Annotated in this window: 24 protein-coding genes and 3 other annotated features; of the genes, 9 read left to right on the top strand and 15 right to left on the bottom strand. The window is 41.3% G+C overall.

Annotation, left to right across the window (positions count from 1 at the left end; translation table 11 throughout):
• Positions 1–31: 31 nt before the first annotated feature.
• Complete coding sequence (locus EDD68_RS05290; RefSeq protein ID WP_132371207.1) at positions 32–661, top strand: YpmS family protein; 630 nt, start codon at positions 32–34, stop codon at positions 659–661.
• 9 nt (positions 662–670) lie between these two features.
• On the opposite strand, the gene EDD68_RS05285 is transcribed toward EDD68_RS05290, so the two are convergent.
• Entirely contained in the window at positions 671–1435 is a 765-nt protein-coding gene (locus tag EDD68_RS05285; RefSeq protein WP_132371206.1) for an EAL domain-containing protein, read from the bottom strand.
• A 320-nt stretch (positions 1436–1755) separates the two neighbouring features.
• Between EDD68_RS05285 and rnhC the strand changes: the two genes are divergently transcribed.
• Positions 1756–2664, top strand: a complete 909-nt coding sequence (gene rnhC / locus EDD68_RS05280; protein WP_132371205.1) for a ribonuclease HIII — start codon at positions 1756–1758, stop codon at positions 2662–2664.
• 162 nt (positions 2665–2826) lie between these two features.
• Here the strand turns inward: rnhC and pheT are convergent, their stop codons facing one another.
• From pheT to EDD68_RS05265, 3 genes are all read right to left on the bottom strand, one after another.
• Positions 2827–5256, bottom strand: coding sequence for a phenylalanine--tRNA ligase subunit beta (gene pheT / locus EDD68_RS05275; protein WP_132371204.1), 2430 nt, complete (start codon positions 5254–5256; stop codon positions 2827–2829).
• Between the two features lie 15 nt (positions 5257–5271).
• Positions 5272–6306 (bottom strand): phenylalanine--tRNA ligase subunit alpha, encoded by a 1035-nt coding sequence (pheS, locus tag EDD68_RS05270; protein WP_132371203.1) that lies wholly within the window; start codon positions 6304–6306, stop codon positions 5272–5274.
• A gap of 49 nt (positions 6307–6355) precedes the next feature.
• Positions 6356–6589 (bottom strand) — a binding site (T-box leader).
• A 45-nt stretch (positions 6590–6634) separates the two neighbouring features.
• On the bottom strand, positions 6635–7381 hold the full coding sequence (locus tag EDD68_RS05265) for a TrmH family RNA methyltransferase (RefSeq protein WP_132371282.1): 747 nt from the start codon (positions 7379–7381) through the stop codon (positions 6635–6637).
• 103 nt (positions 7382–7484) lie between these two features.
• On the opposite strand from EDD68_RS05265, the gene sspI reads away from it, so the two are divergent.
• Complete coding sequence (sspI, locus tag EDD68_RS05260) at positions 7485–7700, top strand: small acid-soluble spore protein SspI (RefSeq protein WP_132371202.1); 216 nt, start codon at positions 7485–7487, stop codon at positions 7698–7700.
• A 339-nt stretch (positions 7701–8039) separates the two neighbouring features.
• Entirely contained in the window at positions 8040–8525 is a 486-nt protein-coding gene (locus tag EDD68_RS05255; protein ID WP_132371201.1) for a hypothetical protein, read from the top strand.
• A gap of 141 nt (positions 8526–8666) precedes the next feature.
• Here the strand turns inward: EDD68_RS05255 and EDD68_RS05250 are convergent, their stop codons facing one another.
• Positions 8667–9752: a M42 family metallopeptidase gene (locus tag EDD68_RS05250; RefSeq protein ID WP_132371200.1), complete on the bottom strand. Its 1086-nt coding sequence runs from the start codon at positions 9750–9752 to the stop codon at positions 8667–8669.
• A gap of 74 nt (positions 9753–9826) precedes the next feature.
• On the bottom strand, positions 9827–10321 hold the full coding sequence (locus tag EDD68_RS05245; RefSeq protein WP_132371199.1) for a dUTP diphosphatase: 495 nt from the start codon (positions 10319–10321) through the stop codon (positions 9827–9829).
• 178 nt (positions 10322–10499) lie between these two features.
• Here EDD68_RS05245 and EDD68_RS05240 point away from each other — a divergent pair, with 178 nt between their 5' ends.
• Both EDD68_RS05240 and proC read left to right on the top strand, forming a co-directional pair.
• On the top strand, positions 10500–10880 hold the full coding sequence (locus EDD68_RS05240) for a sigma-w pathway protein ysdB (RefSeq protein ID WP_132371198.1): 381 nt from the start codon (positions 10500–10502) through the stop codon (positions 10878–10880).
• 93 nt (positions 10881–10973) lie between these two features.
• Positions 10974–11182, top strand: a binding site (T-box leader).
• A 52-nt stretch (positions 11183–11234) separates the two neighbouring features.
• Positions 11235–12080, top strand: coding sequence for a pyrroline-5-carboxylate reductase (proC, locus tag EDD68_RS05235; RefSeq protein ID WP_132371197.1), 846 nt, complete (start codon positions 11235–11237; stop codon positions 12078–12080).
• Positions 12081–12288: 208 nt separating this feature from the next.
• Here the strand turns inward: proC and EDD68_RS05230 are convergent, their stop codons facing one another.
• The 8 genes from EDD68_RS05230 to EDD68_RS05195 form a co-directional block, all read right to left on the bottom strand.
• Positions 12289–12666 carry a hypothetical protein gene (locus EDD68_RS05230; protein ID WP_132371196.1) on the bottom strand — a complete coding sequence of 126 codons (378 nt, stop codon included), beginning with the start codon at positions 12664–12666 and terminating at the stop codon, positions 12289–12291.
• A gap of 122 nt (positions 12667–12788) precedes the next feature.
• Positions 12789–13376 carry a TVP38/TMEM64 family protein gene (locus tag EDD68_RS05225; protein ID WP_132371195.1) on the bottom strand — a complete coding sequence of 196 codons (588 nt, stop codon included), beginning with the start codon at positions 13374–13376 and terminating at the stop codon, positions 12789–12791.
• A gap of 53 nt (positions 13377–13429) precedes the next feature.
• Positions 13430–13699, bottom strand: coding sequence for a DUF1294 domain-containing protein (locus tag EDD68_RS05220; protein ID WP_132371194.1), 270 nt, complete (start codon positions 13697–13699; stop codon positions 13430–13432).
• An 86-nt stretch (positions 13700–13785) separates the two neighbouring features.
• Entirely contained in the window at positions 13786–14142 is a 357-nt protein-coding gene (gene rplT / locus EDD68_RS05215; protein WP_132371193.1) for a 50S ribosomal protein L20, read from the bottom strand.
• A gap of 50 nt (positions 14143–14192) precedes the next feature.
• Entirely contained in the window at positions 14193–14387 is a 195-nt protein-coding gene (gene rpmI / locus EDD68_RS05210) for a 50S ribosomal protein L35 (RefSeq protein WP_132371192.1), read from the bottom strand.
• Between the two features lie 37 nt (positions 14388–14424).
• Entirely contained in the window at positions 14425–14928 is a 504-nt protein-coding gene (infC, locus tag EDD68_RS05205; RefSeq protein ID WP_132371281.1) for a translation initiation factor IF-3, read from the bottom strand.
• A 76-nt stretch (positions 14929–15004) separates the two neighbouring features.
• Positions 15005–15143 (bottom strand) — a sequence feature (ribosomal protein L20 leader region).
• Positions 15144–15447: 304 nt separating this feature from the next.
• Positions 15448–16449, bottom strand: a complete 1002-nt coding sequence (locus EDD68_RS05200; RefSeq protein ID WP_132371191.1) for a coiled-coil domain-containing protein — start codon at positions 16447–16449, stop codon at positions 15448–15450.
• Between the two features lie 202 nt (positions 16450–16651).
• Entirely contained in the window at positions 16652–17800 is a 1149-nt protein-coding gene (locus EDD68_RS05195; protein ID WP_132371190.1) for a hypothetical protein, read from the bottom strand.
• Positions 17801–17952: 152 nt separating this feature from the next.
• Between EDD68_RS05195 and EDD68_RS05190 the strand changes: the two genes are divergently transcribed.
• The 3 genes from EDD68_RS05190 to EDD68_RS05180 all read left to right on the top strand — a co-directional run bounded on the left by EDD68_RS05190 (position 17953) and on the right by EDD68_RS05180 (position 20801).
• On the top strand, positions 17953–19128 hold the full coding sequence (locus EDD68_RS05190; protein WP_132371189.1) for a BMQ_0737 family morphogenetic spore coat protein: 1176 nt from the start codon (positions 17953–17955) through the stop codon (positions 19126–19128).
• Between the two features lie 126 nt (positions 19129–19254).
• A complete protein-coding gene (locus EDD68_RS05185) occupies positions 19255–20247 on the top strand; it encodes a hypothetical protein (protein ID WP_132371188.1) in 993 nt (330 codons plus the stop codon).
• A gap of 161 nt (positions 20248–20408) precedes the next feature.
• A complete protein-coding gene (locus EDD68_RS05180) occupies positions 20409–20801 on the top strand; it encodes a M67 family metallopeptidase (protein ID WP_341540265.1) in 393 nt (130 codons plus the stop codon).
• A 35-nt stretch (positions 20802–20836) separates the two neighbouring features.
• Here the strand turns inward: EDD68_RS05180 and EDD68_RS05175 are convergent, their stop codons facing one another.
• Positions 20837–21712, bottom strand: a complete 876-nt coding sequence (locus EDD68_RS05175) for a glycosyltransferase family 2 protein (RefSeq protein WP_132371186.1) — start codon at positions 21710–21712, stop codon at positions 20837–20839.
• Positions 21713–21719 lie beyond the last annotated feature (7 nt).

Here is a 21719-nt window from a genome sequence, read left to right as displayed (position 1 = left end):
TTCTAGATTGATCAAAGCGGGGGAACCAATTATGTTTAGCAGATTCACCAGTGAAAACAAGTGGAAAACGCTATTTTTCGTTCTGGCGGGGATCAATGTGGCATTTTTATGCTGGCTATTCTCCTATCTATTTGCTCTCCCGGTAAATATTCAGCAGGACCAACAACCCATTTATGATGAACAAACTGCTATATTCACAGTAAATTCAACCAGGGAAAATCTAAATATTTTAATTAATTCATATCTTGATCAGTTGCCTAAAAGTGATATCTATAATTATTCGGTAAACTTGAATCAAAATGTTCAGCTAAGCGGTTCAATTATGGCCTTTGGCCGAAAAGTGCCGATTGAAATGACGATGGAACCTTATGTGTTAAAAAATGGTGATCTTGTATTAAATGTCATTTCGGTTACCCTTGGACGTCTTCCCCTTCCAAACAAAAAAGTTCTCGACTATATCCGGGATCATTACCATTTGCCAGAATGGGTGATCATTGATCCTGCCAGACACCGGATTTATGCGGCCGTAACTCAAATGAAAACGAAAAGCCATTTTCATGTTCGTGTAAAAGAATTTAATTTAGAACATAATGAATTTTCATTCCAGATTACTGTACCTTCCCATTCATTTGATTTAGATCATCTGGAAAAAGTTTTTTAGCGGGGGCAACTACTTGTTATATAACGAGAGTTTTAAATTCAAAGGAAAGTCTCGTTGTTCCTTAATCAAATCCCGCAAGTCTTTTGGTTCATTGAGCAGAAACCCCTGAGCAATTGGAACCCCGATGCTTTTGGCCATGGCAAGATCTTTCGCCGTTTCAATCCCTTCCAGAATTAGCTGCATCTGATCTTTGCAATAATCAAGAATGGATTCAATAAAAAATTGTTTCTGCTTTGACTGATGTAAACCCTCTGCAAAATATTTATCCAGCTTTATGTATTCAGGCTCAAGTTCGATTAAGGTTGAAATATTGGAACTTCCTTTACCAAAATCATCAAGGGCAAAGCGAATCCCCTCTTCCCTGAGCCGGACAATTGCTTTTCTCAATTCAGATATGTCTTCAATCGGTTCGGCTTCATTGATTTCAAATACAACCCTCTGTTTAAACAGGGGGAATTCTGAACCTAACTGTTTTACAAAATCAAAAAATGCAGGATTCATTAGAGTTGAAGGAAAGACATTTAAAAATAACGTTTTCTCCATTCCAGACTTAAAATAGGTTTTAACTGACTGAAAAACCGATTTTGTATCGAGAACATAAAGTTGATTCTTTTCCTTTGCCATTCGAAACAGCTGTTCCGGGTTCATATCTTGAAATCGAATAAAGCTTTCCATCCCATAAGTTCGCCAATCTGACAAAACATAGAGGGGCTGAAAATGATGAGAAATTTGTTTATTGTTTAATAACTGATCAATTGGATCCAATCCTTCCATCCCCTAACTTCTCTTTTTTCGCAAAAAAATGTTAATTTTTATGAAACATAATATACAATTTGTTAATTAGATTCGTACACATTTACATAGATGTTTATATTTGTTTATAAATGTTGTAATCATCCGTTATTTTCGCTTTTTACTGCAACATGACTCTGCGGAGGAACGTTTGTTTGCAGGATAAATGTCCCTCTATATAATGTATAAGATTCAGGTATAAAGATATAGTTTTTTGCATGGAAGGTAAAGTCTGTCCATCCTTTGTTTAGAACTCGCATTCCTTCTGTTATACTATGAATAAAAACAAGAGGGGATTATGGATGTCACAGGCGGTATTAACATTACCCTACGAAACCATACAGGAAATGAATCGGTATTACAAAGAATATTTGAAAAGAAATTCACCAGCAGGTACCGTTTTTGCTGCAAAGATTGACGGGTGTACCATTACAGCCTATCAGTCAGGAAAAGTACTTTTTCAGGGAAACAATTGTCAAAAAGAAGCCCTTAAATGGGGAGACTATGATGCATTCAAAGAAGAAACATCTCCTTCACTGCCATCCTGGATCGAAGGAAATCACATAGGGACGGATGAAGCAGGAACTGGTGACTATTTTGGTCCGGTTACCGTCGCAGGGGTTTACATCCAGAAAGATCAGATTCAACTGCTGAAAGATCTTGGCGTAAAGGACTCTAAAAACTTATCCGACCAAACTGTTCAGGAGCTTGCCAGAAAAATTGTTCAATTGGACATCCCCTATTCACTGATGACCCTGGAAAATGAGAAATATAATGAGCTCCAGAAAAGAGGCTGGTCACAGGGAAAAATGAAAGCCCTCCTTCATTACCATGTCATTGAAAAATTAACTTCAAAATTACATATGGATAACCCTTTGGAAGGGATCATCATAGACCAATTTGCTGAAAAAGATGTTTTTAAGCGCCACTTATATTCCGAAAATTTAGAAATGCCGGATCATTTATTTTTTCTTAAAAAAGCTGAACGTTATTCGCTTGCAGTAGCAGCAGCCTCCATCATTGCCAGGTATAAATTTTTATCAGCGCTTAAACATCTTTCGGCGAAATTAGGAATTGAACTTCCAAAAGGTGCAGGACATCAGGTAGATGAAACAGCGGCCCGATTAATCCGAATAAAAGGGAGGGAGACCCTGAACTCCTGTGCCAAGATCCATTTCGCAAACACAGACAAGGCCACCCGTCTTTTATGAAAAATCTTTTCAGCAAGGCGGAATACTTAAAAAAAACGAGGCGCACCTCTTAGCCCCGAAGACGGCTGGAGGACCACTAAGGAGATCCGATCTTTTTTATGTTATAAAAATAAAAAACCCGGTCATGTCTTTCATGACCGGGTTTCTAGCTGTGACAGGCATTTATCCTCTCAGTTCAGCGTGGAACTTTTCTTTCACAGATGTAATGATGTTTTCTCTGGCCTGATCCACTTCCTCATCAGTGAGCGTTGCCTCCGGATTCTGGAATAATAAACGGTAAGCGATGGATTTTTTGCCTTTTTCCATATGTTCACCTTGATAAACATCAAATACGTCAACTTTTTGCAGATAAGATCCTCCCGCATCCTTTATCACTTCAAGGATATCACTGGATGAAACCTGTTCACTAACGACAAAAGCAAGATCCTGGCTGACGGATGGATAACGTGGGATCGGTACAAACTGTTCTACTTTGTCCATATGTTCTAATATTTTTTCGAGATTGATATCAAATACATAAGTGTCCTTCAAGTCATACTCGTTTTGCAGTGATGGATGCAGTTGTCCAAGAAAGCCGAATGTTTCCCCATTGACTTTTAACACCGCACATCGTCCTGGATGCATCCCCTCAACTTCATCAGCTTCGAATTGAACTCCATTTAAGTGGATGTAATCGAATAGTCCCTCCAGAATTCCTTTGACCACGTAAAAATCGACAGCCTTTGTTTCTTTTTGCCATGGGTGGTTCATCCATAGACCAGTCAGAGCACCGGCAATCCGAAGTTGTTCTTCAGGCAGACTGATTAAGCCCTTCTTTCGATTGATATAAACAGAACCCAATTCATAAAGGGCAAGATCGGCTTGTTTTCTCGCAATGTTATACTGAAGGCTTGCAAGCAGTTCTGGCAGCAGACTTAAACGCAAGTGACTGTGAGCTTCACTCATCGGCATAGCCAGTTTAACTGGCACAGGGTTTAATGCTTTCACTTCAGGACTGACCAGTAATCCGGAACGTTTACGAGTAGTCAGGGAGTACGTCCATGATTCATTCAGTCCAGATCCTTGTAAATACCGATGAATGTTTCGTTTAAGCTGTTGTTGTTCCGTTAACCGTCCCGCATGCCCCGTTCCTTCAGGAAGTGTATATGGCAGGCGGTCATAGCCATAAATTCGGGCAATTTCTTCCACCATATCTTCTACTATGGAAACATCCCCTCTCCTGGTCGGAACGATTACCTTAAAGCCCTCTCCTTTATGCTCATAGTCAAATCGAAGTCTGGCAATGATCTCCTCCATTTCCCCTTTGGAGATATTGGTTCCAAGCACCTGATTGATCTGATCAGAAGAAAATTCTACAACATTCTCTATAACCTCAAGTTCATTAAATTCCACAACACCGGACAGTACTTTTCCTCCCGCATACTGCTCCAGAAGCTGGCAAGCCCTCAGACCAGCTTCTTTTACCCGTTTCGGGTCCACTCCTTTTTCAAATCGGATGCTTGCTTCACTGCGAAGCTGATGGTCTTTTGATCCTTTACGTACCGTCTGGGGATCAAAATAAGCCGCTTCCAGTAAAACGGTCGTCGTTTCTTGACTTACTTCTGAATCGGCTCCCCCCATGACGCCAGCAATGGCAACGGGTTCTTTTCCATTCGTAATGACGAGATGATCCTCTTTAAGGGTACGTTCTTCGTCATCAAGGGTTTGAATCTTTTCATCCTTTTTAGCCGTTCGGATCACCACTTCCTTAGAGCCAAATCGGTCATAATCAAAGGCATGCAGTGGCTGGCCATATTCTAACAGGACATAGTTTGTAATATCTACCACATTATTAATGGGACGGATTCCCGCTGCAATTAACCGGTTCTGCATCCATAGCGGGGATGGGCCTACTTGAATATTTTTAATGATAAAGGCCCCATAATATGGATTTAACTCCGGATTCTCCACTTTTACCTGAACATAGTCGGCTGCATCTTCGTTCATGGAATCAATCAATACCTCCGGAAGCTTTAAGTCTTTTCCGAGAATAGCTGCCACCTCATAAGCTACCCCAATCATGCTTAAACAGTCGGACCGGTTAGGGGTCAGTTCCAGCTCGAGAATCGTATCATTCAGATTCAAAAGTTTAATAGCATCTTCTCCGACTTCCACATCATCCGGGAACACAAAAATGCCATCTACAAATTCTTTCTGAACAAATTTATCATCAATGCCAAGCTCCTGAAGGGAACAAATCATTCCCTGGGATTCCACTCCCCGAAGTTTGGTTTTCTTAATTTTCATCCCACCTGGAAGTCTGGCTCCGGGTTTTGCCACTGCCACTTTTTGTCCTGCCTGCACGTTTGGCGCCCCGCAGATAATCTGCAGTTCCTCATCCCCGACATCGACCTGACAGAGGTTCAGTTTGTCAGCATTTGGATGCTTTTCGCATGATTTAACATAACCGACGACAACCTTTTTGATTTGATCAACGATTGGTCTGGCACTGTCCACTTCGATTCCGCTTTTTGTGATTTTTTCCGCCAGTTCTTCAGGGGTAATATCATCTAAATCAATATATTGTTTTAACCAGTTTATGGATACTAGCATTGTTGGCGTCCTCCTTTACGCATGATGGAATTGTTTCAGGAATCGTACGTCATTGATATAAAAATGGCGAATATCATCCACTCCGTACTTCAGCATGGCGATCCGCTCCGGTCCCATTCCAAAAGCAAACCCATTGTATTCGTCCGGATCAAAGCCAGCCATTCTGAGGACATTTGGATGAACCATTCCGGCTCCTAATATTTCAATCCAGCCCGTTCCCTTACATACGGAACATCCTTCTCCATGGCACATTTTACAGGAAATATCCATCTCCACAGAAGGTTCCGTGAACGGGAAAAAGCTGGGCCGCAGCCGAATTTCTCGGTCTTCTCCGAACATCTTTTTCGCAAATGTATTTAAAACGCCTTTTAAATCACTCATCCGGACATTTTTATCAACATATAGCCCTTCAATCTGGGTAAATTGATGGGAGTGGGTCGCATCATCGGTATCCCGGCGGTACACTTTACCAGGGCATATAATTTTCACAGGACCCTTCCCTTCATGTTTTTCCATGGTTCTTGCCTGAACAGGAGATGTATGAGTACGCATTAAAATTTCCTCAGTAATGTAAAAGGAATCCTGCATATCCCTTGCCGGGTGCCCCTTTGGCAGATTTAACGCTTCAAAGTTATAGTAATCCGATTCCACTTCGGGACCTTCTGCCACTTCAAAGCCCATTCCAATGAATAGATCTTCAATTTCCTGAATCAGTTTGGTTAACAGATGAGGACCTCCAACCGTGTTCGGACGGCCAGGAAGTGTCACATCAATGGTTTCTTCCCGAAGCTGCTTTTCAAGAGCCTCCTTCTCCAGCTGAGTTTGTTTTTCTTCAATGGACTTTGCAATGGATTCACGCACTTCATTAGCCAGTTGGCCAATGATCGGGCGTTCCTCTGCCGGCAATTTTCCCATACCCCTTAACACTTCCGTTATGGGACCTTTTTTCCCTAAATAAGAAACACGTACATCTTGCAGTTCTTTCACGTTTTCTGCTTTCTTCACTTTTTCAAGCGCTTCATTGCGTAATTCTTCCAGGCGTTCTTTCATGGGTTGTTTCCTCCTTTTTTATCAAAATGAAAAAGCCCCGCCCCTCAAAACAAGGGACGAGACTGGATTTCCGCGTTACCACCCTTTTTGGCACAGATGTGCCCGCTTCATTCAAGATAACGGATGCTTCCGAAACACCTTTACTTGCACCTGGCAAGGTCCCGGTGTCAGCTCCAGAGCGAAAGTTCGATGACGGCTTCGATGGAAATGCTTTCAGTCTGCGGCATTTCCTCCCTGCGATCGAAGGTTCCCATCATCTACTGGACTCCTTCAACACTTTTAGCATATTTGATTATGAAATTTATTATAGAAGAAGGTATTTTCTTTTTCAAGCCTGTGCCTGCAAATAATACATTAAAATGCCGCCTGCGATGCTGACATTTAACGATTCCGCTTTTCCTTTCATCGGAATGTAGACCCGCTCATCAGCTATGGTAAGTATCTTTTCCTGAACGCCTTCTCCTTCGTTGCCGAAAACAATTCCTAGTGCATCAGGAACTTGAAGGCTTTGAAAAGGTTTTCCCTCCTCAATGGCCGTTGCCCAAATGGAAAAACCAAGTTTCTTCAGCTGTTCACTCCACTCAGGCAAGTCCCCTCTATATACAGGAAGATGAAAAAGGGAGCCCTGGGTCGCACGTATGGTTTTTTCATTGTATACGTCAACTGTTCCTTTTCCAAAAATCACTGCATCAAATCCCATCGCATCCGCTGTACGGACTATGGTTCCTGCATTTCCTGGATCCTGAACACGATCTAGCATCAGCACTCTTTTGAATGATGAACGAAACGGAATCTCTTTCATCTCACAAACAGCCAGTATTCCCTGTGATGTCTCAGTGTCTGACAAATAAGACATAATTTCATCGCTGACCCGAAAAACAGGGAGTTCTCCGGGGTCAAAACCTAATCGAAAATCCTCGGTTAAGATCAACTCTTTGATCGGCCAGCTGCTTTTATTCGCCTCTTCAATCAGATGAGGACCCTCAACTAAAAAAGTCTGTGTCTTTTCACGCCACTTCTTTTTCTTTAGTTTATTCCATTTTTTTACTTTTCCATTTTGAATGGACTGAATCATCTGTTTCACCTGTTTCTAAATCTGTTTCATGTACCTTATGATACATATTTTACATCCGTGAGGTCAAACTAATCCTGTGACTAATCTTGAGTGGGGTGAAAACATGGATTTAAATTTGCGTAAAGCCATCTTAAACAATATTTCTGAAAATAACGCGGAACAATTGGAAGCTACTATAGTGGATGCCGTTCAGAGCGGTGAAGAGAAGATGCTGCCTGGTCTTGGTGTACTGTTCGAACTCATCTGGCAGCAGGCTACAGATGAAGAAAAGGATCATATGATTGACATACTTGAAGAGGGAATAAAGAATGCCACATAAAATCTTTAGCGTGTCTGCCTGATCGGGCTCTTATTATGTATCCGATCCGCAACCGGGGATGAAACAGGTTTTCCATTGAACATGTTCTGACTCAAAAGCTTCGTTTATTGTCCGTCAAAAGGGTAATGAGGGACTTTTCATTTTAAATGAACTTGTGCTTGTCCAGGTATATTCATTGTGGTAATGATCTCTATGAGCAGTGCACTACCTTTGAAGGTTGTGTTGGTTCCCTGGGGTCAGCAGCAATCTTTGGGCTGTAGCACAGCTTCCTGGGGGGAAGCCTCTACCTTTGGGCCATTAAAGCACTTTCTTGGGTAATCAGCTCCTGTCTTTGGGTCATTGAATCCCTTGCATGGGCCGTTGCTCCACGGGGTTGGGCCATTACACCCGGGGCTTGGGCCGTTACACCCGGGGCTTGGGCCGTTACGTACGGGGATTGAGCCGTTGCCCCCCATGCTTGGGCCGTTACACCCAGGGTTTGAGCCGTTGCCCCCCATGCTTGGGCCGTTACACCCAGGGCTTGGGCCGTTACACCCGGGGCTTGGGCCGTTACGTACGGGGATTGAGCCGTTGCCCCCCATGCTTGGGCTGTTACGCCCAGAGGTTGGGCCGTTGCATCCCATGCTTGGGCTGTTACGCCCGTGGCTTGGGCCGTTACACCCAGGGATTGGGCCGTTACGTACGGGGATTGAGCCGTTGCCCCCCATGCTTGGGCTGTTACGCCCAGAGGTTGGGCCGTTGCTCCCCGGGGTTGGGCTGTTACGCCAGGGGATTGGGCCATTACGCACGCAGATTGGGCCGTCGTCCCCAGATTTTGGGCCATAGCGCTTCTCCACTGAACGGCCAGAAACCCCTTTTCCTTCGCAAGTCTCCAGACTTAAAATCGTGAAGTGCATTTTCCTTGCAACCGCTTATAAATTCTCAAATTAAAAAGGAGCGCACGTGGAAGCGCTCCTTTCATGTGATTCATCCAAACGTAATTTCATTGACTTTGTTCCGGTCAAGACGCTTGATGACTTCAACAATTAATTTTACTGCATTCTCGAAATCATCCCGATGAATCATGGCAGCATGGGTGTGGATATATCGGGTTGCAATCGTAATGGACAGGGCAGGCACCCCATTTGCTGTTAAATGAATAGCTCCGGAGTCTGTTCCTCCGCCTGCAATTGCATCAAACTGATAAGGAATCTTTTGCTCATCTGCTGTATCCACAACAAAATCACGGAGACCTTTATGGGAAACCATGGACGCATCATACAAAATAATTTGTGGGCCTTTGCCAATTTTGCTAGTAGCTTCTTTTTCCGTGATACCCGGTGTATCACCGGCAATACCTGTGTCAACAGCAAATCCGATATCCGGTTGAATGGCATGAGCAGATGTTCTGGCACCTCGAAGGCCCACTTCTTCCTGAACAGTTCCTACACCATATACAATATTAGGATGTTTTTCGTCTTTTAACCGTTTTAGCACTTCAATGGCAATGGCACAGCCGATTCGGTTATCCCAGGCTTTGGCAAGTAGCATTTTTTCATTTTTCATCACGGTGAAATCGAAATACGGAACAATGGAATCCCCGGGGCGAACCCCAAATTCTTCTGCCTCTTCTTTGCTACTAGCTCCGATGTCAATAAACATATCTTTGATTTCAACTGGTTTTTTACGGGCTTCAGCAGAAATAATATGAGGAGGCTTAGATCCAATGATACCGGTTATATCCCCTTTTCTCGTCATGATGGTTACACGCTGGGCAAGCATCACCTGGTTCCACCATCCGCCGACAGTCTGAAAATAAACAAACCCTTTGTCATCGATGCGGGTGACCATCAATCCAATTTCATCCAGATGTCCGGCAACCATAATTTTAGGGCCATTTTCATCTCCGGTTTTTCTGGCAATTAAACTTCCCAGATGATCAGTATAAACTTCATCGGCATATGGGGAAATGTGTGTTTTCATCACTTCTCTTGCTTCCCGTTCGTTCCCTGGAATCGCTTTCGCATCCGTTAACTCTTTCAGCATCGTTAACGTCTCATCCATTTTTACCATTATGTATCCTCCCTTTGACAAAGTTACTCAAACCATTCCCATTATAACGCTTTTACATGCATTTAACAAAAAAATCAGTACCCCTGATCCTGCCGTTCATGATTTAGTTCATTTTTTTTCAAATACGCCTGTTCGATCATGTCGGTCGTAAATCCGAGCTTGATTCCCAGCCTTACATACTGAATGCAGAGATTGTTATAATGATCCATGGTGCTCATTGTGTGAAACAGTCTAATCTGATCATATACGGCCAAAAACTGTTCTGTCAGGGTGTCAGGTGGTGGGGATGTCAACTCGATTTCCTCCCCCTTGAAAAAATAATTCATATCGATTCCGAGAGATAAAATAAAATGAAGTCCGTCTACATATTCCTCGAGGATGACGGATTGTTCGTTAGGTCCTTTTGTGCTCCAGTATTTAAAACAGCGGGTTTCGTTAGCCAGTTCGCCCACTTCAACTAACAGAGCCATTACTTTTTCATCGAACAGGTCTTTCCCGTTCAGGTTGTGCTGCTTTTTAATTCTACCATCTAGCTTGTCCTGCATCTGATAAAGCTTGTCCCAGTTCATTCGAGTACTCCTTTTTTCTTTATATTATAACATGTCGGTAGCCAGTCGATTTTAAAATCTAAAACTTAACCAAAAAAAGTGAAACATAAGACATCAGCAGGACGTAAATATAAAAAAATATCTAACAGGCAAATCCATAGTTTTTAAATAAAAAATAGAGTATAGGGGTCGTTCAAACATGATTGTGATTTTATTTCGGATGTTCATACTTTTCGCTGTGGTATTTCTGATTTATGCCGTTTATAAATATATGATCAATCCAAAGCGTAAACTGGAAGCAGCCCATGAAAAAAAACAATTTTATTTCCTGGATGATCCGGAAAATGTCAAAAAAAATTTTTTCATGACATACAAAGGAATGATGTTTGAAGGCGAAAAATATTTAGGAACTACTGACCAGGCCTTTCATGTGGTAACAGTGAATGTCTGGACCCATCATTCAGACAGGCTCACAGGCATTACAAAAGATGATATTTATTTTCTGGAAAAAGAAATTTTAATTCGTTACCCCCACGCCAAAGTAGAATGGAAATATCCGATTAAACAGTTGCTCGAGTAATCCAGAGAGTGAACATAATCGTTGTCTAAATCACAAATTTTCTTGACATCGACCAGGATTTTCGTAATAATACTAAAAAACATAAACCATATGACTGAAACGGTGAAGGGGCCAGTAGATAAGATTTCTGGCAACAGAGAGTGGAATCCACCGGCTGAAAGATTCCACAGTCATGAGCTTATCGAACCTACCCCGGAGTTGTCAGGCAAAAACCTGACCGTTTCCCGCGATAAGGGTGACAAGAGGGCATGTTCATCACGTGTCAATAAAGGTGGTACCGCGGAACCCTTTCCGTCCTTTTACAGGGAGGAAAAGGGTTTTTTTCATTGGGTAAAAAGAAAGGAGCTGCAGAGAATGACAAACCTTCAAAACACAAAGATTTCGTTCATCGGGGCAGGGGCTATGTCGGAAGCGATCCTATCCGGACTTTTAAAAAAGGAAATCATACAACCAGATTCTGTGTTCATAACGAATCGGAAAAACGATGACCGCCTTCAAGAAATCAATCACACCTACGATGTGAAATGTTCCAGAAATACAAAGGAAGTCGTGAAACATGGGGATATTCTTTTGCTGGCTGTCAAACCAAAAGATGTGGATGAAGCGGTTGAAACGATCAAACCCTTTGTTCGAAAAGAACAGCTGTTCATCTCAGTACTAGCGGGGGTATCAACAGCATATCTGACCTACCGTCTCGGCCTGGACCTTCCCATCATTCGGGCCATGCCAAATACTTCAGCATCGATCGGACTGTCGGCAACCGCACTTGTACCTGGTAAACATGCAAATGACTCACATCTGAAAATGGCTGAAACATTATTCCAGTCCATTGGCACGACGGTTATCCTGGAAGACGAAAAAGACATTCACGCTGTTACCGGACTATCCGGCAGCGGTCCTGCATACATCTATTATTTTGCTGAAGCAATGGAAGAAGCAGCCCGTCATCTGGGGATATCTGCAGACAAAGCAAGGTCTCTCGTCATTCAGACCATACTTGGAGCGGCGAGTATGATGTCATCCACTGATGAACCCCCTTCTATGTTACGCAAAAAGGTAACCAGTGAAGGAGGGACAACCGAGGCTGGCATTAAAAAACTGGAATACTTCCGTTCTAAAGATGCACTGGTGGAGTGCATTAAGGAAGCAGCTGCCCGTTCCGAGGAGCTCGGGAAGCTGTTTTCGCCTATGAAGAGTTAGGGTTCTCCCTCTGACCACATACGTGAGGGGCGGACAGATCCATGAGATTATGGGAAATCCGTGAACCTTCTGACGTCCGTTCTGTTTAAACAGAGATTCATCAAATAAAAGTTGCTTCTTAAAAAAGACACAAACACCGGGTGGTCTTGGCAGGGAGACAGAACCCGGTTCATTTTATGTCGACTCAGGATTAAGAATAGGCACATATTTACTTTTCTTTATGATCATCATGGATTGTTAAACAGTTTCGCATCTGCATATATCTTCCCCAGAAAGCCCTTTGCTGAAACGACAAACCTATTATTTCCATTATATGACTGATATTCTCGGTTCCACTCTCATTCGAAATACCTGGATCATACAGACTTTTCTTCAGCACAAATTCCATACTGCCGGATCCCCCATCTCCAGGCAGTACGAGAGAGAGTTTGCTGCAATCAGGTAAAAGACACGTAAATGTATGTTCATGATCTTCAGCAGATAGCCAGTTTACGAAGTCCTGCTCGTCAGGCTTGCTTACTATCATGACAGCAGTAAGCATGGCCATAAACAATACTACAAAACTAAGAAATATTCCCCTCTTCATCTGATTTACCCTCACATCTTATTTCGTTTTGAATTATATCAAACAACGTATTCCCGACAAATTCCCCCTATTCTATGTGCCCATAAATAAAACAGGAAGGGCATCATCCTTCCTGCTTCTGATCAGGAAACAGACGTATGGGCGTTTTTGTTAAAGAAATCCTCCCATTTCATGACGATTTCTTTCTGTCTAATGAGGTAGAGGAGGGGAAGCAAAGCAATGACAACCATTCCCATCACCAGCGGGGACATCGTTGAGATCCATTTTCCAAATGATGTATAGACAAATGCGAGGGGAACATTGGACATAACCGATAATCGGACGTATTCCCGAAAACTTTTAGACATTTCAATGATACAGAGCGATAACAGGTGAAAATGAATAAAAGGCATTAATCTGAGCAGAATCAGCTGCCCTTTTGACAGTTTTGTATGTTCTCCCAGCATTTTTCCTTTCAGCCGAATCAGCCGGTTGATCATTCCGGGTGCACTCGAGGCCATTTGATAAAAGGCAATGCTCGACAGGGTGACACCGATCACCGAGTACACCGTGCCGGTAACCATCCCAAACAAGATCCCTCCTGATACGCAAATAAATGCGACAGGCAGGAAAAAAAAGGGCCTCAGCAGATGCAAAATGATAAATAATACCGGCGCCATGGTGCCGCTGGACTCTACAATGGTGAGGATCCATGATCCAAGATGTTCCATGAAAGAGCCCCTTTCCTTTGATTTATTCTATCTATATGACAATAGACGAGCCTTTATGACATCATCCCGAAGTAAATCAAAAGAACTCCATGTACGATCGTGAGAACAGGAATAATCAGGATGAAGGACTGATGCTTCGTTTTGTGGCGATATAGATACATGGCGAATAATGTCCCAAACGCTCCCCCGGCCAGAGACCATAAAAAAATCGTTCTTTCCCTGATTCTCCACTTTCCTTTTCGCGCCCTATATTTATCAGTCCCCATAAGCCCAACTGTCACAGCATTTACAAAAACAAAATAATAAAGCCACCATCCGTTCATAGGCTCCTCCTAAAATAGATATAGATTTTTCAAAATCAATGAAAAAGCCCTTGCTCACCGTAAGCAAGGGCTTCGTGTATCATCTTTTATTTCAGTGCTTCTTTCGCTTTTGATACAAGCTCAGCGAAAGCTTTTTCATCGTTTACAGCAAGATCTGCAAGCATTTTACGGTTAATGTCAATTCCGGCTTGCTTCAGTCCATGCATGAAACGGCTGTATGACATATCGTTCATACGTGCTGCCGCATTAATTCGGGCGATCCATAGTTTACGGAAGTCACGTTTTCTCTGTCTGCGGTCACGGTAGGCATACTGACCGGATTTCATCACCTGCTGTTTGGCTGTTTTAAATAAAGAGTGCTTGGCACCATAGTATCCTTTAGCTAATTTTAAAATGCGTTTGCGACGTCTTCTTGTCTGTGGTCCACCTTTTACACGTGGCATATTCTTTCCCTCCTATTGTCAAAAACCATATTTCTTGTTCTCAACGATCTTTATTTTGGAAGCATGGTCTTAATTCGTTTGTAGTCGCTCTTCGAAAGCAATGTTGCTTTACGGAGCTTTCTTTTCTGTTTTTGCGTTTTATGAGCGAATAAATGACTGGTATAGGCATGAGAACGTTTAAATTTGCCTTTTCCTGTTTTTCTGAAACGTTTTTGAGAACCTTTATGGGTTTTCATCTTTGGCATAATCGCTTCCTCCTTTAATCAGTGCTCGAACTCGTTCCTATTTTTCATTGCGGGGAGCAATCATCATAAACATATTGCGCCCTTCCATTTTTGGTTTCGTTTCCACAACGCCAAGGTCTTCAAGTTGTTCTGCCATGCGTTCCAACACCTGCTGTCCAAGCTCCTTATGAGTGATCGCACGGCCCCGGAAACGAACCGTCGCCTTCACTTTATCCCCTTTGCCGAGGAATTTTCTGGCATTGCGAAGCTTGGTATTGAAGTCATGTTCTTCTATGGCCGGACTCAGGCGCACTTCTTTCACATTAATCACTTTTTGTTTTTTGCGCTTTTCCTTTTCTTTCTTTTGCTGTTCATAGCGGTATTTTCCGTAGTCCATAATCCGGCATACCGGAGGCTTCGCATTTGGAGCCACCATCACGAGATCAAGATTTGCCTTTTCGGCAAGCTCAAGAGCTTCCTGGCGTGATTTCACACCCAGCTGTTCCCCATTTACATCAATGAGCCGAACTTCGCGGGCGCGAATCCGCTCATTGACAAACATATCTTTGCTAATAGTTAGCCACCTCCACAAATTTTTGAAAACATTAAGGTCTTTTTTCCGACAAGCTCCGTTTTATCCATTAAAAAAAGTGTGGCATACATACTGCACCCACACTACACCAAATCTTCCGTATTCATAAAAGAAGACTCTTTTGAACCTGCCAACTGTCGTTCTGACGTCGATCAGGTGAGAAGCGGGTGCTTCTACTTGTCTGAAGACCTTATCCATTTTTATACCTTTTATATTATATGCAATACATCACCGGCATGTCAAGTTTTCTTTGTGCAGTCCAGAACACAAAGGATTGTATCACATTGGCTTGTATGAGACAAGTTAATACTGTGAAAAAACGACCTTTTTTATTTATTCGCTATGTTTAATGTTTATCTTTTATCTTCGTTGCATTTTTTCCGGCTACAGCCAGTAAAAGAGGAAATTTTCATTTTGTTTCTACATTTAATCTATGCATTACAAAAGCAGTATGATTGGGGAGGTATAAGCGAGAGCAGCTTTAAAATATCAATTTGTATCCTTAGGTGTTTTCTGTTCGTATTCTTTAAGCTTTACCTTTACATCATTTAACTCATCGGTGAGCAAGCTAACCTTTTGTTCCAGTGAATGAATCATTACTTCACTTTCTGACAGCTTCGCTTCTGAATGTTGAAGTTCCCATAAAAGCAGCTCAATCTGGCTTTTATCAAAATCATCCTTGTTTTCTAACCGGTCATCATTTTGGTTTTTCGGAAGCTCTTCATCATCCAATAGCTCATTCATCTGTCTTTCCAGTTCATATATTGAACTCATATAAAACCGCTGTTGTTCATTGTTTAAAACGATAAGTTCTTTCATTTTTTCTTGATAGCTATTTTCTAATTCTTTTCTTTCCTGAAGCGCTTTTTCCAATTCATGCTGTAAAGAAGCGTTTTCTTGTTTCAATCTGGTATGAGCATTTGCAATTTGTTTATATTTTCCCTCTAAACGGTGTATCTCAGTCTTTAAATCCTTTTCTCTATTGATCATTTCGGTGTTCTGTTTCATCAGAACCCCATTATCCTCTGATAATTGTTTTATGTTGTTTTGGTATGTGGTATTTAATTGTTCAATTTTTTGGATGTGGTCGTTTAATTGAGAAATAGCATGCTGCTGTCGGGATTTCTCGGAATCACGATCAGCCATCTGCTCCTTTAACTGTTCGATTAGCTGGTTCCGGTCGTTTAATTTCTGGTTAAGATGCTTTATTTTCCTTTCGTTTTCCTTTAGATCCCGTTGATACATTTCCCCTAATTCGGCTAACTCCTTTTGCAGCTCCTGGATTTCAAAATACTGATCTTCCAGTTTTTTTTCGTATTCGTTATTCGTCTTTTCAAGCTCCATGTTTTTCTTTTTATAATATTTTAACAATTGGACATCCATATTCCGTTCATATTGATGAATGATCCTTTTATATTTTTCCAGTTCCGATTTATAGTGAATCAGTTTTTGTTCAAGCTCCAGGCAATCACCGGACAATGTTTGATTCATGTCATCCACCCTCTCATAATGGATCCCCCTCCTTCAGCATATGCCCGATCGGACAGTCCAGTGAATAACATTCATCAAACATTCCTGATTAGGGAACGCAGCACTGATCCTGGGAGCTGCCTGAGGACTTTCAGTTAGATGCAGTGATTCCGGGGATAACTCAAATACCGCAACCCTGAGGATTGCGGCAGACCCGATCACCTTAAAAAGAAATGGTTATACTGTTTTGGGAAGGAAATTTTTGGTTTTGTTCAGAAGTAATCAGAAAACTTTTGATTCTAGCCATGTTTTGCTGTGAAGGTTTTTTTACAATAAATTGTACATCACTTATTTTTAGTTGCTCTCCAGATGTTATCGTAAAATCGGATATTGGAGATATCCAGTATTCTCCCCGTTCTTTCGCCCGTTCAAACCAGTCTTCATACATGAATTTCCAACCACTAATTCCTTTTGATGTGTGCACTCCCATGGTTTCAGCTATATCAGGAGGCAAAATTTGTCCCCCGATTGAAATCGTGTCAACCGGGTCTACTTTTAAACATACTAGAGGATTGTTTACATCTGTGTTTCCGCTGTTTTTGATAACTATATCTCCCTTTATAATGTACATCTCTTCTTCACTGGAGGGATAAATCGTATAATCCAGATACATATCAATGAGTTGTTCCCTGGTACCGGGAACCCTTTTTGGCAAACGGGATGATTCTTTGGGTGCAATGGATACTTGATTGTTTTGGTGGTTGCCGGTAAACATCTTTAACACTTCGACAGGGAATGCGTGGCTGCTATTTTTTTTGTCCAGGAAATAGTCCATAATCCCCGAAGCGAGTGAGATCGCGAGCCTCCTGTAGAAAGATTGGTCAGAATCCTCAAGGGCTTTAGGAATATTCAACTGGACAATCAGCAGACTTGTATTTTTATCTGCTGCCCGTTTAAAGTTGTTCTGAATCCGGAATGCATCCAGATGTTTTTTAAAATGAGGTTTTAGGTCAACTGTATATAAAATGGTCACTGTAGGAGTACTTGTGTATGGATTTACCCTTCCTTCCAGAACAAGTGTTAGGTCAGCAGTTTTTTTTTCATGATGTTGATTACTGACAAATAAAACATCTCCATTTAATAATCGTGTAAGCTCCTTCTTCATGTACATCTCTTCTTTTTTTTGACCATGATCCGACAGATTGATGTTAATCATCTTCTGGGGAAGAGCTGATTCTATTTTTATTCCCTGTAGGGAATCTTTCCACTTGAGCTGATACCCATTTAACTCGCAAAACCGTTTAAATTTTATTAAATCGCTAGAAGGAATTTCCAGTACTTTGTTTTCATTCAAAAAAACAGGGATATGCAAATGCCCAACCTCCTCTTGCTATTCCGTCTATATAAGTCATTCAAAAATAAAACAAAATCTAAAAAATTTCACAAAAATAGGCATTTAAAATTTACCGAACCCCCATTTAGCCATACGATATAGTGACTCCAATACAGAAAGGATGAATGTTTGTGAGTAAGCGTAAATCGATCAGGGGATCACAGATTACTCCTTCACCGACTCCAACAGGCATTCCATTAGATCCAAATGACCTGACTCCCGAATGCATTCGTGTAGATAAAGTTTACGACTGGGTTTTCTTTACAACTGAATATCAAAACAAAAACATGATTCCAGATGAGGCCTGCCGTACAGCTGTTACAAATGCCCTTCAACAGGGAGAAGAAGTAACCGTGCAATGCGACCCGGCAGACCCGGATGATGTACTGTGCAACGCGACCATACTTGAAAATGGAAATCCAGGAAGAGTTCAGATTATATGGACTGTACCAGTAGAAGTCTCTGTTCTAATTAATGGCAATGTAGCCTGCACGTTTACCGTACGTACCCAATTCAGGGATGAGATTGCCCTATGTGTTCCCTCTGGAATTACAAATGACAATATCAACTGCCGGGCCACACAGGTTATTTGCCCATCAAATAATGGGGTGTTAATGGGATCGGATCCATTTGGACCAATGGTTCCTGTGAGGGTAATCCTTTGTAAAGATGTTCAGGTTGAATACCCGGTCAAATTAGAAGTACTGGCTAAATTTTGCTTTCCTCGTCCGAATGATATTGAATTACCTGAGCAAACGTTCCCTTGTGATCTTGATCTGCTCGAATTTCCTGAGCAATGTCCCGCCATCTTCCCTAGACAAAATACTGAAAGCCAGGCTACTGCATTGGCCCGAAATGAAGATACCGTCGCAGAGTTTAACGGAACAGTCGTAACTGGTTTATCGACACTTGAAGCTGAAATTGCTCAAGAGTGTTCAGTGGCTAATAGCACGTTCTACTATGAATTTGATGCTACGGATCCAGATACTACACCAACGCCAACTCCTACTCCATCTCCGTTTGATTATAGTTTTACATTTGTTCCTACAACAATTGAACGGGTCACAAGCAATCTGGCTGAAGAGTCATTGACAGCGTTTGGCGAGGGAAGACGTTCATTTGATGGAACGGAAGAAACGCTGTTCTATGAACTTAACATTTTCAATGATCCAGATCAGTTCCGCTTAATCCTGAGAAACAGTTCAGGTCAGGTTGTGTTTGATAGCGGAGTAGTAGATGCACTTGTCAATTACAGCGAATGCCGTACCTTTAACGATATTCTTACAAATAATAATGATGATGATTAATAAGGGTGTGGGGAGGACTTAACTCCCCTTACTCTCTATTTTTTGCTACATACGCCTATTTTTCCCGGACTGATTCAATCCCATTCTGTTCAATGAATATACTAATGAAAGAAAGGAGGATCTTTCATGTCTAATCAAACGGTTCCTTCTGACAACCGGTCCCTTGCCTTTTTGGGATGGAAAACGGATCAATTAAAAAAACAGCTTGACGAATATGAATTGGAAACCCGAAAGATTTCACGTGATGTTATGAATTCCAGACATCGGCTAACCGTTATACGCACACACTTCCAGAATAGTGAATGTAATGCAGATGAAAGTCCAGACATGAAAAACAGGATTCAATCTTTGATCAGACGATTAAATGCAATTCAACAAAAACAAACGATATCCAAAAAAGACCGTCAATATCAAATGAAAAAAAACGAAGAGTTGAGCCGCCAATTAAAAAAGTTGAATGATCGGCTATCCGAAAGCCAGCAAACCATTCTTTTTTTATCCAGACATGTGCATAATTTAGAGAAAACAAAAACAGATACCAGATGTAAAGAGCTATTCAATTATTTAGTAAAAAAGAAAACCTATATGCTCGATCAAATGTTTCACACAATTAAGAGATATGAATCTAAACATCTAAATATTCAACAATTCATTGATGAAAAAAAGAATTATTTCGCCCAGATCATAAATGATCTTCATTTGACAGCTGAAAATGATCATAAAGAAGGAGGGATTAGAGAAATGTTTTTCAATTTCTGGAATAACGACGAAAAAAAAACGAAACAAATACCATACGAAGATAAAATGAACGAAATCATGATTACATTGCAAAAGCTTCAGGATCAACTCACAGAATACGAAACGTTTTTTGACCATATGGAAAAAATGAGTAAAGATTTAGAACAAAGCTACAAAAATGAAATGAATGAATTAAAGTTGCTATTAAGAAAAATGGAACGAAACAGACAATCAGATGCACCAAAGAAAAAGAAGACACATCAGGAAAATAGCGATTACAAATCAAGCCACATTTCAGAACAGTTCCAGCCTTCCTATTATCCTGAAACCGATCAGGCTGAGGAACGTTTAATTTTTAACCCTTTTAAATATACCCAATAAAGGTTCAATGTTGAAAGGAGTGATCAGATTGAAAAGAAGCGATCTTCAATTGCTGTACAGAAGAAAAAGGTCAGTTCCAGTAACCAGCAAACCTTCTCTCACGTTTAAAAAAACGATTAGAAAAAAAAGGGGATCGGACTGCTGCAAGTAAACACCATGCCATTCTGATTCATCGACATGCGTATGATGCCATGATTGACCATTGTATTTCCGAACTTCCTAACGAAGGCTGTGGAATTCTTTCAGGAAACTCGACTGTAATTTCCCGAATCTGGAAAATGAAAAACATAGATGCCAGTCCCGAATCTTTTATGATGGATCCGGAAGAAATCAATGATGTCCTGGAAAGAATACACTATCTGGGTGAACAATTTATGGGAGTTTTTCATTCCCATCCTTCCGCAAGTCCATATCCATCGAAAGAAGACATGGATCATTTTCATTACCAGAACCTTCCCTATTTTATTGTCTCTCTTGCATCTTCCTCTCCGGATGTTCAATGTTATTATATTCGCAAAGGGAAGGCGGAGCGTGCCGAGTTTAACATGATTTAATTCCCAGAAACGATTTCTGGGGATTTTTTCATGGACTAAAATGGAATGTTGAATTTTCGAAAAAACCATTCATCATCATACTTTCGCATTTTAAAATACATTTCCCGCCGGGATAACACGCCATCACGAATAATGTCCCTTTGAATGGAATGGGCATCATGATCAATTAATTTTTTGCATTTCTGAATCCGTTTAAAATTGAAATGAGAATAGGCCATCCTGAGAAGGTTATAATGGACATGTTTCATGGATACCTGATATGGATGAGATTTCCTGAATTTATGCAAAATAGTTACAACGGGACAAACAGAAAGACGATAACCGAATAGCCATAATTTAATAGACAATTCTACATCCTCATATCCCCATACTTTGAACCCCCTGTCAAACCCTCCCACATGTTCAAAAACATCTCGATGAATCATCAAGCAGCCCCCTGGCAAAATAGCTGTCTCCGAAAGATGATTGGGTCTCGGATTCCAGGTAACTTTCAATTTACTGTTTAATGTTTGTCCATACCCGATATGATGTGGGTTTTCAGAAGCAGCTATGCCAGGGGTAACGGCATCCGCCCTGTTGTGCTGAAGCGGCTCTAGTAGACGGTCTAACCACCTATGTTCAAATTGTAAATGAGCATCACAAAATACGAAATACTCTCCATTTGCATGTTTAGCTCCTTCATTTCTTGCGTTAGAGGCTCCAAGTCCCTTCGTTTCAATAAGCTTCACTCCCTGAAAAGAGCTGGGATGTTTTAAAAAATGACAGCATCCGTCATCAGAATGATCATCGACTACAATGGCTTCAAAAGTTACATGGGTTTTTACCGAAAATAAGGATTGGAGTGTCTCTTTTACATGATTCCCTTCATTTTTTGCCGGGAAGATAATGGAAACTATAGGTTTTTTAGTCATACCAGAC

The organism is Melghiribacillus thermohalophilus (genome assembly GCF_004342905.1).
In the GTDB taxonomy this organism is placed as follows: domain Bacteria; phylum Bacillota; class Bacilli; order Bacillales; family Alkalibacillaceae; genus Melghiribacillus; species Melghiribacillus thermohalophilus.
This window is presented reverse-complemented; position numbering and strand designations above follow the sequence as displayed.

Excerpts from the sequence above, each read along its gene's own strand:
- EDD68_RS05240 (WP_132371198.1), top strand. The coding sequence starts at position 10,500 with ATGATTGTGATTTTATTTCGGATGTTCATACTTTTCGCTGTGGTATTT.
- EDD68_RS05225 (WP_132371195.1), bottom strand. The coding sequence starts at position 13,376 with ATGGAACATCTTGGATCATGGATCCTCACCATTGTAGAGTCCAGCGGC.
- pheT (WP_132371204.1), bottom strand. The coding sequence starts at position 5,256 with ATGCTAGTATCCATAAACTGGTTAAAACAATATATTGATTTAGATGAT.
- EDD68_RS05245 (WP_132371199.1), bottom strand. The coding sequence starts at position 10,321 with ATGAACTGGGACAAGCTTTATCAGATGCAGGACAAGCTAGATGGTAGA.
- infC (WP_132371281.1), bottom strand. The coding sequence starts at position 14,928 with ATGTTTGTCAATGAGCGGATTCGCGCCCGCGAAGTTCGGCTCATTGAT.
- EDD68_RS05220 (WP_132371194.1), bottom strand. The coding sequence starts at position 13,699 with ATGAACGGATGGTGGCTTTATTATTTTGTTTTTGTAAATGCTGTGACA.
- pheS (WP_132371203.1), bottom strand. The coding sequence starts at position 6,306 with ATGAAAGAACGCCTGGAAGAATTACGCAATGAAGCGCTTGAAAAAGTG.
- rpmI (WP_132371192.1), bottom strand. The coding sequence starts at position 14,387 with ATGCCAAAGATGAAAACCCATAAAGGTTCTCAAAAACGTTTCAGAAAA.
- rnhC (WP_132371205.1), top strand. The coding sequence starts at position 1,756 with ATGTCACAGGCGGTATTAACATTACCCTACGAAACCATACAGGAAATG.
- proC (WP_132371197.1), top strand. The coding sequence starts at position 11,235 with ATGACAAACCTTCAAAACACAAAGATTTCGTTCATCGGGGCAGGGGCT.
- EDD68_RS05290 (WP_132371207.1), top strand. The coding sequence starts at position 32 with ATGTTTAGCAGATTCACCAGTGAAAACAAGTGGAAAACGCTATTTTTC.
- sspI (WP_132371202.1), top strand. The coding sequence starts at position 7,485 with ATGGATTTAAATTTGCGTAAAGCCATCTTAAACAATATTTCTGAAAAT.
- EDD68_RS05265 (WP_132371282.1), bottom strand. The coding sequence starts at position 7,381 with ATGATTCAGTCCATTCAAAATGGAAAAGTAAAAAAATGGAATAAACTA.
- EDD68_RS05185 (WP_132371188.1), top strand. The coding sequence starts at position 19,255 with ATGTCTAATCAAACGGTTCCTTCTGACAACCGGTCCCTTGCCTTTTTG.
- EDD68_RS05285 (WP_132371206.1), bottom strand. The coding sequence starts at position 1,435 with ATGGAAGGATTGGATCCAATTGATCAGTTATTAAACAATAAACAAATT.
- EDD68_RS05175 (WP_132371186.1), bottom strand. The coding sequence starts at position 21,712 with ATGACTAAAAAACCTATAGTTTCCATTATCTTCCCGGCAAAAAATGAA.
- EDD68_RS05230 (WP_132371196.1), bottom strand. The coding sequence starts at position 12,666 with ATGAAGAGGGGAATATTTCTTAGTTTTGTAGTATTGTTTATGGCCATG.
- rplT (WP_132371193.1), bottom strand. The coding sequence starts at position 14,142 with ATGCCACGTGTAAAAGGTGGACCACAGACAAGAAGACGTCGCAAACGC.
- EDD68_RS05250 (WP_132371200.1), bottom strand. The coding sequence starts at position 9,752 with ATGGTAAAAATGGATGAGACGTTAACGATGCTGAAAGAGTTAACGGAT.
- EDD68_RS05200 (WP_132371191.1), bottom strand. The coding sequence starts at position 16,449 with ATGAATCAAACATTGTCCGGTGATTGCCTGGAGCTTGAACAAAAACTG.